Origin of the sequence: Streptomyces sp. NRRL WC-3549, from assembly GCF_000721935.1 — a bacterium.
In the GTDB taxonomy this organism is placed as follows: domain Bacteria; phylum Actinomycetota; class Actinomycetes; order Streptomycetales; family Streptomycetaceae; genus Streptomyces.
In genome coordinates this window covers 25,305-38,111 of record NZ_KL585393.1, presented here as the reverse complement: position 1 = coordinate 38,111, position 12,807 = coordinate 25,305, and the positions used below count along the sequence as shown (strand labels likewise).

14 protein-coding genes are annotated in these 12,807 nt (G+C 71.6%); 4 read left to right on the top strand and 10 right to left on the bottom strand.

Going from position 1 to position 12,807, the window contains the following annotated elements:
- Positions 1-29: 29 nt before the first annotated feature.
- The 3 genes from IH13_RS43900 to IH13_RS0110025 all read right to left on the bottom strand — a co-directional run bounded on the left by IH13_RS43900 (position 30) and on the right by IH13_RS0110025 (position 2,055).
- Positions 30-200 (bottom strand): hypothetical protein, encoded by a 171-nt coding sequence (locus IH13_RS43900; protein WP_199814627.1) that lies wholly within the window; start codon positions 198-200, stop codon positions 30-32.
- Between the two features lie 126 nt (positions 201-326).
- Positions 327-791, bottom strand: coding sequence for a molybdenum cofactor biosynthesis protein MoaE (locus IH13_RS0110030; protein WP_031083016.1), 465 nt, complete (start codon positions 789-791; stop codon positions 327-329).
- A gap of 121 nt (positions 792-912) precedes the next feature.
- Positions 913-2,055, bottom strand: coding sequence for an SDR family oxidoreductase (locus IH13_RS0110025; protein ID WP_031083013.1), 1,143 nt, complete (start codon positions 2,053-2,055; stop codon positions 913-915).
- Positions 2,056-2,246: 191 nt separating this feature from the next.
- Between IH13_RS0110025 and IH13_RS0110020 the strand changes: the two genes are divergently transcribed.
- Both IH13_RS0110020 and IH13_RS0110015 read left to right on the top strand, forming a co-directional pair.
- Positions 2,247-3,704: a zinc-dependent metalloprotease gene (locus IH13_RS0110020; protein ID WP_031083011.1), complete on the top strand. Its 1,458-nt coding sequence runs from the start codon at positions 2,247-2,249 to the stop codon at positions 3,702-3,704.
- Positions 3,701-4,246 (top strand): NUDIX hydrolase, encoded by a 546-nt coding sequence (locus IH13_RS0110015; RefSeq protein WP_031083008.1) that lies wholly within the window; start codon positions 3,701-3,703, stop codon positions 4,244-4,246. Before IH13_RS0110020 ends, IH13_RS0110015 begins: the two co-directional genes overlap by 4 nt.
- A 69-nt stretch (positions 4,247-4,315) precedes the next feature.
- Here IH13_RS0110015 and IH13_RS0110010 read toward each other — a convergent pair whose 3' ends face one another.
- The 4 genes from IH13_RS0110010 to IH13_RS0109995 all read right to left on the bottom strand — a co-directional run bounded on the left by IH13_RS0110010 (position 4,316) and on the right by IH13_RS0109995 (position 8,149).
- On the bottom strand, positions 4,316-5,071 hold the full coding sequence (locus IH13_RS0110010; RefSeq protein ID WP_031083006.1) for an AIM24 family protein: 756 nt from the start codon (positions 5,069-5,071) through the stop codon (positions 4,316-4,318).
- 18 nt (positions 5,072-5,089) lie between these two features.
- On the bottom strand, positions 5,090-5,770 hold the full coding sequence (locus IH13_RS0110005; RefSeq protein ID WP_031083004.1) for an AIM24 family protein: 681 nt from the start codon (positions 5,768-5,770) through the stop codon (positions 5,090-5,092).
- An 11-nt stretch (positions 5,771-5,781) separates the two neighbouring features.
- Positions 5,782-7,416, bottom strand: a complete 1,635-nt coding sequence (locus tag IH13_RS0110000) for a TerD family protein (RefSeq protein ID WP_031083001.1) — start codon at positions 7,414-7,416, stop codon at positions 5,782-5,784.
- 109 nt (positions 7,417-7,525) lie between these two features.
- Positions 7,526-8,149, bottom strand: a complete 624-nt coding sequence (locus tag IH13_RS0109995; RefSeq protein ID WP_031082999.1) for a M48 metallopeptidase family protein — start codon at positions 8,147-8,149, stop codon at positions 7,526-7,528.
- Positions 8,150-8,328: 179 nt separating this feature from the next.
- Here IH13_RS0109995 and IH13_RS0109990 point away from each other — a divergent pair, with 179 nt between their 5' ends.
- Both IH13_RS0109990 and IH13_RS0109985 read left to right on the top strand, forming a co-directional pair.
- Positions 8,329-9,510, top strand: coding sequence for a ThiF family adenylyltransferase (locus IH13_RS0109990; protein ID WP_031082997.1), 1,182 nt, complete (start codon positions 8,329-8,331; stop codon positions 9,508-9,510).
- 65 nt (positions 9,511-9,575) lie between these two features.
- Positions 9,576-11,198, top strand: coding sequence for an ABC1 kinase family protein (locus IH13_RS0109985; protein WP_082317558.1), 1,623 nt, complete (start codon positions 9,576-9,578; stop codon positions 11,196-11,198).
- Between the two features lie 197 nt (positions 11,199-11,395).
- On the opposite strand, the gene IH13_RS0109980 is transcribed toward IH13_RS0109985, so the two are convergent.
- From IH13_RS0109980 to IH13_RS0109970, 3 genes are all read right to left on the bottom strand, one after another.
- Positions 11,396-11,599, bottom strand: coding sequence for a hypothetical protein (locus IH13_RS0109980; protein ID WP_031082993.1), 204 nt, complete (start codon positions 11,597-11,599; stop codon positions 11,396-11,398).
- A 216-nt stretch (positions 11,600-11,815) separates the two neighbouring features.
- On the bottom strand, positions 11,816-12,154 hold the full coding sequence (locus IH13_RS0109975; protein ID WP_031082991.1) for a hypothetical protein: 339 nt from the start codon (positions 12,152-12,154) through the stop codon (positions 11,816-11,818).
- A gap of 17 nt (positions 12,155-12,171) precedes the next feature.
- Entirely contained in the window at positions 12,172-12,549 is a 378-nt protein-coding gene (locus IH13_RS0109970) for a WhiB family transcriptional regulator (protein WP_031082990.1), read from the bottom strand.
- Positions 12,550-12,807 lie beyond the last annotated feature (258 nt).

Here is a 12,807-nt window from a genome sequence, read left to right as displayed (position 1 = left end):
CCGCCGCTGCCCCAGCCGGGTTCACGGCTTCAGACAGCTTCGGAACCGGAGTGCGACTTCTCCATCGCTTCGCGGAACCGGGCGTAGCCGGCGAGTTCGGTGACATCGCCTGTCGTGCGGTTGCGGGCCGCCCACCCTCCCCATATCGCCGCGCCAAGAGCAGCGAAAAGCGGAATCAGAAGCCAAGCGAGTGCTGCCATCACGACCTCCCTGTCCATGAGTGACCGCAACTGACGATCAGAAGGCTAGCCATGTGCAGGATCAACGCTCGTGGCAGGGGTGGGGTTACGCAAATCGGGGCTGATCTCCGCCCGGTCGGTTTGCGATCAGCAGGCACCGACCCATTCCTCCGTGCCGTCCGAGAAACGCTGGTGTTTCCAGATCGGCACCTCCCGCTTGAGGTCGTCGATGAGTGCGCGGCAGGCCTCGAACGCCTCACTCCGATGGGCGCAGGACACGGCGACCACCACCGCCAGATCGCCCACCGCCAGCTCACCCACGCGGTGGACGGCGGCGAGGCCCCGTACCGGGTAGTTCGCCACGACCTTCTCGGCCACACGGCGCAGCTCGTCGACGGCCGTCGGATGGCAGGAGTACCCGAGCGCACCGACGTCCTGACCGCCGTCGTGATCGCGCACCGTGCCGACGAAGAGCGCGGTGCCGCCGGCCGCGTCGTCGCCGACCGCCCGGAAGACCTCGTCGACCGAGAGCGGCGTCTCCCGGATGTCCAGGAGCCGGAGGGGGTCCTGGGAGGTCTGCTCGCCCGGGTGCGCGTCGTGGGTGTGTGCCATGCACCCATCGTGCCGTACGGCGCCCGCATCCCGGAATCGCGCTTTCGCCCGGTGGGGCGCCGGCCGCCTTGGAGCGTCCTACAGGAGTGCGGCCGGGTCCCCCCACGGCCGGATGGGGCTCTCAGAAGCGGCGGCGTGCCTTGCGCGCCCGCCTGACCAGCGCAGCCGTGCCCAGCAGGGCGACGGTCGCCCCGGCCGCGCCCGCGGCTGTGGCGTCCTTGCGGCCGAGCCTGCGTCCGGCGACGGTGTGACGTCCCTCCACCTCCGCCAGGAGCGCGGCGAGCACCTCTTCGTTGGTCCACCGCGGCCGCCATCCCACGTCGTGCAGCCGGCTCACGCTGACGACCCAGGGGTGCATCGTGTAGGCGAGGTCCCCGGCCGGGGACGGTGTGAGACCGATGCGGTGCAGCCGGGCCGCGGCTCCCAGGGCGACGGCGGAGGGCAGCTCCATCCGGCGCACCCCGGAGAGCTCCTCCACCTCCTCCTGTTCGAGCCAGCCGTCGCAGCCGACCGCGAACTCGCCGTCGATCTTCCCGAGCACGGCGTACTCCAGGGCCGTCACCAGGTCGTCCACGTGGCAGAACTGCCAGGCGGGACGGGAGCCCGCCACGACCAGGAGCCTCGGGGACTCGAAGTAGCGGGTCAGGGCGGTGTCCGTGCCGCCGACCAGGACCGTGGGCCGCACGACCGTGACGTCGAGGCCGGGGTGGGCGCGGGGCGCGCGCCGCCCGAGCCGCTCGATCTCCAGGAGGTCGCCGACGCCGGTGGCCTCCGCCGTGGCCCGCAGCTCGGCGTCCTCGGAGAGCGGGATGTCGTTGTCGGGCAGCGCGCCGTAGACCATCGCCGAGGTGCAGAGCACGACCCGGTGCACGCCGACGGCGGCCGCCGCCGTGAGCACGGTCTGGGTTCCCCGCACGTTGTACGCCGTGCGCGCCGCGGGGTCGGTCTCCAGATCGAGGTCGAGCGCCAGGTGCACGACGACGTCGGCGCCGCGCAGTTTCTCGGCGATGGCGGGGTCCCGGACGTCCAGGACGTGCCAGGTCGCCTCGGGGACCTCGCCGCGGCGCTCGTCGAGGGCGACGACGTGCTTGATCTCCTCACTGGCGGCGAGGTGTGCGGTGAGGAGGGCGCCGACGCCGGTCGCGGCGCCGGTGACCGCGACGACGGGGCCCCGGTTCGCGGAGCGGGTTTTCTTCGGCGTGCTTTCGGACGAGGGGTCGGCCAGGTTTCGCGCTGCGCGAACCTGCGGATCTGGGGAACTCACCGGGCGTCTCCAGCGGTTGTCTTCAGTACGTACCGGAAAGGCGCGTACGTACCAGGTGGCGTCCATCCTGCCGCAGGCCGGGAGCCGGCGGAGCACTGAGGCCGCGAGCGGCCTCGGGTGTCTACGCTGGATGGTGATGTCGGGCAGCCGCCGTCGGTTCCAGCCGGCGGCCCTACGAGCCGAGGAAACCCGTGAGTGACACCCCATTCGGATTCGGCCTTCCGCCGGAGGAGCCGGAAGACGGCGACGAGGGCAAGAAGAAGGACCCCACCGGAGGTGGGCAGGGCTCGGGCGGGCCGGCGAACCCGTTCGGCTTCGGGCCGGGCGCGGGCGGGGACAACCCGTTCGCCGCGATGTTCGGCTCGATGAACCCGAACGACCTGGGAGCGGCCTTCCAGCAGCTCGGCCAGATGCTGAGCTACGAGGGCGGCCCGGTCAACTGGGACATGGCGAAGCAGATCGCCCGCCAGACCGTGTCGCAGGGCACACCTGACGGCAGCAAGGACGCCAGTGTCGGCCCGTCGGAGCGGTCCGCGGTCGACGAGGCGCTGCGCCTCGCGGACCTCTGGCTGGACGGCGTGACCTCGCTGCCCTCCGGTTCGGTCTCGACGGTGGCGTGGAGCCGTGCGGAGTGGGTCGAGGCGTCGCTGCCGGCCTGGCAGCAGCTGGTGGACCCGGTGGCGGAGCGCGTCGGGCTGGCCATGGGCGACGTACTGCCCGAGGAGATGCAGGCCATGGCGGGCCCGCTGATCGGCATGATGCGGTCGATGGGCGGCGCCATGTTCGGGCAGCAGATCGGCCAGGCCGTGGGCGTGCTCGCCGGAGAGGTCGTGGGTTCGACCGACATCGGCCTTCCGCTGGGGCCGTCCGGCAAGGCCGCGCTGCTCCCGCTGAACGTCGAGCGGTTCGGCAAGGACCTGAGCGTCCCGCAGGACGAGGTGCGGCTGTACCTCGCGCTGCGTGAGGCCGCCCACCAGCGTCTCTTCACCCATGTGCCCTGGCTGCGGTCGCACCTGTTCGGCGCCGTCGAGGCCTATGCGCGCGGCATCAAGGTCGACACGAGCAAGCTCGAGGACGTCGTCGGGCAGTTCGACCCCTCGCAGCCCGAGCAGCTGCAGGAGGCGCTCCAGCAGGGCATGTTCCAGCCGGAGGACACACCGGAGCAGAAGGCGTCGCTGGCCCGTCTGGAGACGGCGCTCGCGCTCGTCGAGGGCTGGGTGGACGCGGTGGTGCACGAGGCCGCGAAGCCCCGGCTGACCTCGGCGGACGCGCTGCGCGAGACGATGCGCAGGCGCCGGGCGTCCGGCGGTCCCGCCGAGCAGACCTTCGCCACCCTGATCGGCCTGCAGCTCCGGCCGCGACGGCTGCGGGACGCCTCCCGGCTGTGGGCCTCGCTCACGGACGCCCGGGGTGTGGACGGCCGGGACGGGCTCTGGGAGCACCCGGACATGCTGCCGACCGCGGGCGACCTGGACGACCCGGACGGCTTCGTGCACCACGAGCAGCTGGACTTCTCCGAACTGGACAAGATGCTCGGCGAGGCGGCGAAGGGGCCCCAGGACTCCTCCGGCGGGAAGCCCGCCGAGGGCGGCCCGGGCGAGGAGAAGGACAAGCCGCGGGACGAGGGCGAGGACGACACCGACCGGTGAGCCTGCACGACGACGCGGTCCGCGTCCTCAAGGAGTACGAGCCGCGCGACCCCGGGCAGTCGGAGTGGCGGCAGGCGTACCTGGACCACCTGGCCGCCCATCCGGACGGCGTGTGGAAGGCGTGCGGGGCCGGGCACCTCACAGCCAGTGCGCTGGTGATCGACCCGGAGCGCGGGCGGGTCCTGCTGACCCTGCACAGGAAGCTGCGGATGTGGCTGCAGATGGGTGGGCACTGCGAGCCGCAGGACGCCACCCTGGCTGCGGCCGCCCTGCGGGAGGCGACGGAGGAGTCCGGGATCGCCGGGCTGACCCTGCTGCCCGGTGGCCCGGTGCGGCTGGACCGTCATCCGATCCCCGCGCCGTGCCACTGGCACCTCGACGTGCAGTACGCGGCGACGGTCCCGGCCGGAGCCGTGGAGCGGATCAGCGACGAGTCGCTGGACCTGCGCTGGTTCCGTCCCGACGAGGTGGCCGGGGTGGCCGACTCCTCGGTCGTACGGCTGCTGGAGCACAGCCGCGCCCGGCTGGAGGGCTGCGGTTAGCACAATGCGGCGAGGGGGCGGCCTCCGCCTGGAGACCGCCCCCTCGCCGCGCCTGTGGGCCCTCTGGCGTCAGTTCCAGGCGTTGTTCTGGTTCTGACCGTGCGCTCCGTGCCGGCCCACGCCGAACTGCGCTGCCGCGCCCTGCCCGATCTGGGCGTTCTGCGGGGGCAGGAGCTCGCTCGGCTGGACCAGGGCGAACCCCTGGCCCAGGAAGCTCAGCTCCCAGCCCTCACCCGTCTCGCCACGGCGCCGGAAGACGCCCGAGGAGTGGGTCTGGGCCTGCATCTGCACCCGCAGCCCGCTCGACCAGGCGACGATCGCGTCGGCGTCGGCACTGACGTACTTGTCCGGCGTGACCTGCATCATCAGCGGCTGTCCCGACGTCATCAGAGCCACCTTGCCCGTCCCGGAGATGTTCAGCTGGTACTTGCCGGTGCCGGAGATCCCGTACTGGCTGTCCACCGCGATGACCTCGGTGTGCAGCGCCGAGTCCAGGGCGAGCACGTAGGCGCTGTCGACCGTGATGCCCTCGTGGTCGACGTCGACGACGTGGACGTACTGGGCGAGGTTGGCCAGGAAGACCGTGCCCTGGCCCGAACAGCGCATCAGGTCCAGGCCCTCGCCGGTGCTGCGCCGGGCGCTGAGCTGCCCGTGCGACTGGTATTCGCCGTCGAACTCCATGAGCCCCTGGTAGGCGACCATGGCGCCCTTGCGGGCGAGGACGTCGTCGTGACCGGTCAGCGAGACCCGCAGGAGCTGCGGGTTCTGGACCGTGTACCGGTCCTGCGACTGCTGTTCCGTGTGGTTGAAAAGCGGACTCTGCATGATGTGGTTCTCCCCCGCTCAGTTCCGGATCCGCAGGCGGTCGGTACTGTCCTCGCTCGGCTGGACGACGACGATGCCCTGACCCGAGAAGGCCATCTGGTACGCCTCGCCGCTGCCCCGCCCGATCAGGGAACCGGCCCTGAAGCTGCGCTTCCCCTTCACCTTGAGGTTCGGGGACCAGGCGACGAGCGCGTCGGGGTCGACGTACGTCTCGTCCTCACCCCGGCCGCAGTCGACGACGATCGGCGTACCGCGCGAGGTGATCGCCACCCAGCCGGTGCCCTGGACCGCCACGTTCCACAGCCCCTGGCCGGCGAACTTGGCCAGCCCCTTGACCCGCTCGACGCCCCAGGTGAGGTGGCTGTCGAACGCGAGGAGGTTGGTCCCGTTGACCGACAGCGCCTCGTCGTCCAGGTGGATGACGACGACGTCCGCGCCGTAGTCGGCGAGGTAGAGGAGACCGTCACCGGAGCACTTCATGAGCGGTGTGCCTTCCCCGGTGATCCACTGCGAGGCGATCTGCCGCACGGCGGGCGGGTTGGGCTCGTACTGGATGAAGCCCTCGTAGGCCACCATCGAACCGGTGCGCGCGTAGAGGTCCTGGCCGGTGGCCATGGCGACCTTGAGCATCGTGTGGCCGTGGTTCTCCATCCGGGCCGTGACGGGGGTCGGGGCGTAGCCCGCGAGTTCCTGGTTCATGACGGGCTCCCTCAGACCTCGTAGGGCTGGACGACGATGAAGTTCCCGGGTGCTCCCCGGAACTGGAGGTTCACGCTCTCCCCGCTGTCCCCCGGGTAGGCGTTCCGCCGGAGCCGGACCTGGCTGGAGACGATCACCTGGGACGCGGACGACCACGCCACGACCGCGTTGCAGTCGGCGAAGGTGGTGGGGGTGACCGGCAGGACCACGGGTACGCCGTGCGTCTTGACGACGACGGTGCCCGTGCCCTGGAACTGCATGGTGAACAGCGCTCCGCCGGGGATGCCGTGTCCTTCGATGCGGCGGACCTCGTACTGCAGCGACTCGTCGAAGGCGAGGACGTTCTCGGCGGAGACGCAGATGCCGTCGCCCTGGAGCTCGATCGGGTGCAGGTGTGACCCGTCCTCCGCGAAGAAGACCTGGCCTCGGCCGGTGCAGCGCATCAGCTGCATCTCCTGGCCCGTGGCGTTCCCGACGACGCGGCCCGTGAAGCCGGCGCCCTTGTAGCCGAAGTCGACCTTGCCCTGGTACATCACCATGCTGCCCTGGCGGGCCAGGACGGGCATGTCGCCCATGGTCAGGTCGGCGCGCATGAGCTGGCTGTTCTGCGACGTCCAGCGCTGCCCGGTGGCCGCCTCCTTGTAGGGCTGAAGGGCGGCCTGGAGACCGGCGCCGGCCTGGGGCACGCCGCCCTGCGGAGCGGGGGGCTGCCCACCGAACGGAGCCGGCGGGTGCTGGCCGAACGGCGGGGCGGGGGGCGGGGCACTCTGCCCCGGGAACTGGCCGAACTGGGGCGGCTGCGGCGGCAGTCCGTACGGAGCGGGAGCCTGGGGAGGCGCGGGCGGAGGCGGCGCCGTCGGCGCGTGCGGCGCCTGCGGTACGAGCGGCGCCACTATGGTCGGCGCCGCGTGTACCGGCCGGTGCGGCGGTGCGGGGGCGGGCGGGGCCGGCGGGGCGCCGAACACCGGTGCGGGCTGCGGTGCCTGGGGAGCGGCGGGAGCGCCCAGGTCCGGAGGCGCGGAGGCCTGTGCCGGCGGGGCGAACGCGGGAGGCGCGGAGGCCTGGGCGGGAGGGGCGAACGCCGGGACCGTCCCCGGTTCCGGCGCGGCCGGGGCCTCTTCGGCGACCTCGCCGCCGAAGTTCCTCAGCAGGGCGTCCAGCCCGCCGTCGAATCCCTGGCCGACCGCGGCGAACCGCCAGACGTCCTTGAGGTAGAAGTCGCCGAGCATGACCGCGCGCTCGGTGGTGAACTCCGCGCCGTCGAAGGCGTATCGCACCACTTCCTCGCCGCCTGCCACGACCCGGATGTAACCGGGGCCGATCTGCGACATCTGCCCCGCGCCGTCGATCGTCGCGGTGAAGGAGAGTTTGTGGACGGTCGCCGGGATGCGGTCGAGCGTGACGCGGAAGGACTCGGTGTCGCCGGCCTGGGCGCCGAGGAGCTGAATGGACTCCTCGGGCGACTTCGGTTGATTGAAGAAGATGAAGTACCGGTCGTCCGAGAGCCGCTCGTCGGCGTCGAGGCCGAAGCAGCTGATGTCGAACGTCAGGCCCGGGGCAGTGATCTGCACACCTACGTACAGATCCGTCCCTGCTGTCAGATCACTGAGCTTGGCCTTGTGGCCCCGTTGGAATTCCCTGGCCATGCGTAACGACCGTCCCCCATCCCGAAGGTGAATGCGTCGCGTCAGGCTAGCCGCAAACCGTTTCATCGGGCCAAGCCGGTACAGACCCGGTACAGAACCGCCGAATGTGTCACTTCTCCCGGGCGGCGGGCAGGTGGGGCAACCGCTCGGCCGCCACGACTCCTTCGAGGTAGCCACGGGCCCTGTCGGTACGGGGGTACGCCTCCAGCAGGCGCCAGAAACGCGGTCCGTGACCGGGGACCAGGAGATGGGCCAGTTCGTGGAGGAGGACGTAGTCGACGACGTACTCCGGCATGCCCTGGAGCCGGTGGGAGAGCCGGATGCTGCCCTCGGCCGGGGTGCAGGATCCCCAGCGGGTGTTCTGGTTGGTGACCCAGCGCACCGAAGCGGGCCGCGCCCTGCCGCCGAAGTACTGGCCGGACAACCGCTCGGCGCGCTCCGCGAGCTCGCTGTCACCGATCACCTTCTTGCTCTCCTGAGCGGCGATCTTGTCGAGCATCACCCCGACCCACCGCTGCTCCTCGGCCTCGGACATCCTGGCGGGGACGAGCACGATGACCCGGTCGCCCTCGCGGTACGCGGAGACCGTGCGGCTGCGCCGGGTGCTCCGGCGGACTTCCACCGCGCTCGTCAGCGACGCATGAGGCCGATGGGCTGCCGCGCTGCGTGATGGGCGTCCGGCGCTGCGCGCGGGGGTCTCCCCGGCGGGGCCGAATGAGGAGTCGGCGGGCACGCCCCGACGTTACCCTCTGCCGGCACGGGAAGTCCCGCCCCGCTTACGGTCGAAGAAGATCCACTTCTTGGTGCGCACCATTTGAACGACTAATGCCCCGCGCTGTGGATAACTTTCGGCGCGCATCTCCCCCGCGTTGCATTCTGACGACGGACCTGAACACCGACCGGGGAGAAGCCATGCATCCGATGTTGAAGCCCGCACTGCGCAGGGCCTGGCGTGGACGGAACACCGTCCAATTCGGGGTGACTCCCGCGCACGCCGTGACGCTGGGGCCGATGGACATCGCCACCGGAAGTTTTCTCGAACTGCTCGACGGCTCGCGGGGGCTGTCCATGCTGCGGGAAGAGGCCAGAGCACTGGACCTGTCCGACCGCCACGTGGACGTGCTGGTGGCGCGGCTGACGGCGGCGGGCCTGCTCGACGACCCCAAGGCGGGCGGCCCGGAGGCCGAGGCGTTACGGCAGCGGGCCGAGGCCCTGGACAGGCAGCGCCCCGACGCGGCGTCCCTCTCGGTCGTCCACCCCGCGCCCGGAAGCGGGCTGCGCAGACTGGCGGCCCGGCGGGGGATGCGGGTCCAGGTGAGGGGAGCCGGCCGCGTGGGGGCGGCGATCGCGGCGGTGCTCTCCGCTTCCGGGGTGGGCCAGGTCGATGTGCTCGACGGCGGCCGCACCGAGCCGTGGGACGTGGCGCCGGGCGGACTCCCGGCCGCGGCGGTCGGGGAGCGGAGGGACACCGCGGCGCGGCAGCTGGTCCGCCGGTCCGCGGTCGCCGGTGCGGCCCGGACACCCGCGCCGGCCCGGACGCCCGAGCCGGCCCGGACGCCCGAGTCGGCCCGGATGTCCGTGGGAGGCGATCCGGCGCTCTCCCTCGTCGTGGTGGCGCCCCGGGACGGCCTCTCGGCGTATGTCCCCGACCCGGACGCGGCGGCGCCCTGGATCGTCTCCGGCACGCCCCATCTCTACGCGGGAGTGATCGAGGCCACCGGGGTGGTCGGCCCGCTGGTGCTTCCCGGCGGCACCGGATGCGCGGGGTGCCTGGCCCTGCACCGGGCCGAGCGGGACCCCCAGTGGCCCCGCATGCTCGCGCAGTGGAGGTCGGGACGCCGGACCACGGTACCCGCCTGCGACTTGGGGCTGGCGACGGCGGTGGCCGGGCTGGCGGCGGCACACGCGCTGTCGTTCCTCGACGGCGAGCTTCCCGCCAGCACGGGCGCCCGGTGGGAGGCCGCCCTGCCGCTGCTGGACTGGCGCTCGGACCGGCTCGGGCCGCATACCGACTGCGACTGCGGGGCCGCCGGGCGGACTGAGGGGGAGCTCACCTCCGCGTCCGGGCCGGCTCAGGACACAATGGCCGGGTGACCGCTGCCGGTGGAGCAGGGCCGGAGTACCCACACGGCACGGCAGTCTGTGAACTGGAGGGGCACATGTCTGATCTTCCCCGCAAGGCGGTCACCCGCACCGCGAAGCTGGCCGCGCTGCCGATCGGGTTCGCCGGCCGTGCCACCTGGGGCCTGGGCAAAAGGATCGGCGGGCGGTCCGCGGAGATCGTGGCCCGCGAGGTCCAACAGCGCACCGCGGAGCAACTCTTCAAGGTGCTGGGTGAGTTGAAAGGGGGCGCGATGAAGCTCGGACAGGCTCTGTCCGTCTTCGAGTCCGCCCTGCCCGAGGACGTCGCCGGCCCCTACCGTGCGGCGCTGACCAAACTGCAGGAGGCCGCACCTCCGATGCCCACCCGCACCGTGCACGGGGTGCTGGCGGAGCAGCTCGGGGAGCACTGGAGGGACCTCTTCCTCGAATTCGAGGACCAGCCGGCCGCCGCCGCGTCGATCGGCCAGGTCCACCGCGCGGTGTGGCACGACGGGCTCCGGGTGGCCGTGAAGGTGCAGTATCCGGGGGCGGGCGAGGCACTGCTCTCGGACCTGACCCAACTCGGCCGCTTCGCCAAGCTGTTCGGGCCGCTGATCCCCGGAATGGACATCAAGCCGCTCATCACGGAGTTGCGCGACCGGGTCTCCGAGGAGCTGGACTACGGCCTGGAGGCACAGGCGCAGCAGGAACACGCGGCGGAGTTCGCGGACGACCCCGATGTGGTGATCCCGGGGGTGGTCCACCGGTCCGAGCAGGTCCTGGTGACGGAGTGGATCGAGGGGACACCTCTGTCGGAGGTGATCGCCACCGGCACGCCCGAGCAACGGGACCGGGCAGGCCAGTTGCTGGCGCGCTTCCTCTTCTCCGGTCCGGCTCGCACCGGCCTGCTCCACGCCGATCCGCACCCGGGTAACTTCCGGCTGATCCCGCCAACGGTCCCGCAGGCGGTGGTGGACGACGGGACCGCAGCCGGCACCGACGTGGGACGCCCGGAGGACACCGCCGCCGGGGTGCCCGTGGAGCCGGAGCTCTCCGAGGACACCGGGGATCCGGGTGAATGGCGGCTGGGCGTACTGGACTTCGGCACCGTGGACCGGCTGCCGGACGGACTGCCCCGCATCATCGGTGACGCGCTGCGGATGACGCTGGGCGGTGAGGCCGAGACGGTCTACGAGACGCTCCGTGCGGAAGGCTTCGTCAAGGACTCGATCGAGCTCGACCCGGATGCCGTGCTCGACTACCTGCTTCCGATCATCGAACCCGCGCAGGTGGAGGAGTTCACCTTCACCCGCTCCTGGCTGCGCGCCCAGGCCGCCCGGATCGCCGATCCCCGCTCACCCGCCCACCAGCTGGGCAAGCAGCTGAATCTGCCTCCCTCCTACCTGCTCATACACCGCGTCACGCTGAGCACGATCGGCGTCCTGTGCCAGCTGGGTGCGACCGTGCGGCTCCGGGACGAGCTGGAGTCCTGGCTGCCGGGCTTCGCCCTCGACGGCGATTCCGAGCCCGAGGAGGACACGGTGGCCGAGGAAGACATCGTGGCCGAGGAGGGAGCGGTGGCCGAGGAAGACATGGTGGCCGAGGAGGGAACGGTGCCGGATCAGGGTGCGATGCCGGATCAGGGTGCTGCCGTGAAGGAGGACACGGGGAACGGGCAGAACACAGTGGTGGAGGCCTGAGCTCACTCGGCGTCATGCCCCTTCCGGCCCCTCTGCCACAGGCCCGGTCCCTTCGGCCGTACGGCAGAGAGGTCGGAACAGGAAGGCGGGAGGCCGGGGAGGGATGGGAGCGGGCTGGGCCGGTCCGGTTCCGTCTTGGCTGGTCCGGCCTGGTCCGTACCTGTTCGGTCCGGTCCGGTCTATGCCGATCCGGGATGTCACCACCACTCGGAGTCGAGCCGGCCTTCGATCGCCCTGATGTGGGTGCGGGCGCAGGCCTCGCAGACGTACTGGCGCCGACCGTCCTCGACGGAGCAGACCCAGGTCGCCGGCACGGTGCCGCCCTCGGCTGTTCTGCCGCAGTGGACACACACCGGGCGTTCGCCGTCCGAGCCGGTGGGGTGACTCGTCTTCTCGTCCACCCTGGCGACGATAGCCCCGCCACCCCGAAGTGGCACGGCCGGACGGGATACCGCACGGCACGGCCGGCACGGCTCATCGCACAACACGCTGCGGGGCCGGTCCGTCGGTGTCCGACGGTCCGGCCCCGCAGGAGGGGTGGGTGTCCACGGGGCGGAGCGGTCGCCCCGTGGACGGGTGTTACGGGCACCGGCGGCGATTCCGGTACCGGTGGGGCCTCAGTGCATGACCGCCATGGCGAGCGCGCGACGGGCGCGCATCGAAGCGCGCTCCGCCCGGCGCTGCATCCGCCGGGCCGCCACCAGGCGCACGGCCTGACGGTCCGCCTCGGCCTCCCTCCGGCGGTCGTGCATATGCGCACGTGCCAGGGCTTCTGGGATGAGTTGCATTTCGCGGGTCCTGTTCTGACGCGAGTCGTTCGCGCCGATGATGGTGACGTCCGGGGTCGCGGAGCCGACGGGCTCCCTCGTGGGCGTGGTCATGAGTGCTCGATTTCGGGGGTCATGAGTCTGGGGACGGTCGATCGTTCCGAGGCGCTTCACAGCTGTGGGGGGCATGACGTCCAGGCCGGTGATCACGCTGCGACCGGGTTCTTGCGAGGGCGGCCACGCGGCCGCTTGCGGGCGACGACGACGCCCTGGACGAAGAGCTCGCCGCCCCAGACGCCCCACGGCTCACGCCGCTCCTTGGCGCCCGCAAGGCAGGCCTCGACGAGGGGGCAGGTCCGGCAGAGCGACTTGGCGTACTCCACGTCGGCCGGCGACTCGGCGAAGAAGACCTCCGGGTCGTAGGCGCGGCAGGGGACGGGGACGCCGAGGTTCTCGATGGCGTCGTCGAGCGCGGTGAGCGCGGTGAGCGCGGTGAGGGGAAGCAAGGTGGAGTCCTCCGTGGAGCCGGGCGGGGAGATCGTGTCGGAAGGCGGTACGGACGGGGCGTGCGTCTCGGTGGGCACGGTGTCGTTGTCCTCGTCTGGTCGTGCCGGCCTGTTGGCCGGTTGGCGGCTGATACCAGGTCCTGCTGTCCCGAGGCTCCTTCGTCTCGTCTCATCCGTTCGGACAAAACAAAAGGGCCGCGGATCCCGAGTGGGGTTCCGCGGCCCTGAAGGCGCCGACCTGATCTTGATCAGGCTGGATCACTCCAGGGTTCAGGCCCACGGAAGGCCCACATCGTGTGGTGCTGCTTCGTCTGCTTCTCGGCTCCGGCACCGGCT

Excerpts from the sequence above, each read along its gene's own strand:
- IH13_RS0110000 (WP_031083001.1), bottom strand. The coding sequence starts at position 7,416 with ATGGCCAGGGAATTCCAACGGGGCCACAAGGCCAAGCTCAGTGATCTG.
- IH13_RS43900 (WP_199814627.1), bottom strand. The coding sequence starts at position 200 with ATGGCAGCACTCGCTTGGCTTCTGATTCCGCTTTTCGCTGCTCTTGGC.
- IH13_RS0110030 (WP_031083016.1), bottom strand. The coding sequence starts at position 791 with ATGGCACACACCCACGACGCGCACCCGGGCGAGCAGACCTCCCAGGAC.
- IH13_RS0109990 (WP_031082997.1), top strand. The coding sequence starts at position 8,329 with ATGCATCCGATGTTGAAGCCCGCACTGCGCAGGGCCTGGCGTGGACGG.
- IH13_RS0109985 (WP_082317558.1), top strand. The coding sequence starts at position 9,576 with ATGTCTGATCTTCCCCGCAAGGCGGTCACCCGCACCGCGAAGCTGGCC.
- IH13_RS0110010 (WP_031083006.1), bottom strand. The coding sequence starts at position 5,071 with ATGCAGAGTCCGCTTTTCAACCACACGGAACAGCAGTCGCAGGACCGG.
- IH13_RS0109975 (WP_031082991.1), bottom strand. The coding sequence starts at position 12,154 with ATGCCCCCCACAGCTGTGAAGCGCCTCGGAACGATCGACCGTCCCCAG.
- IH13_RS0110005 (WP_031083004.1), bottom strand. The coding sequence starts at position 5,770 with ATGAACCAGGAACTCGCGGGCTACGCCCCGACCCCCGTCACGGCCCGG.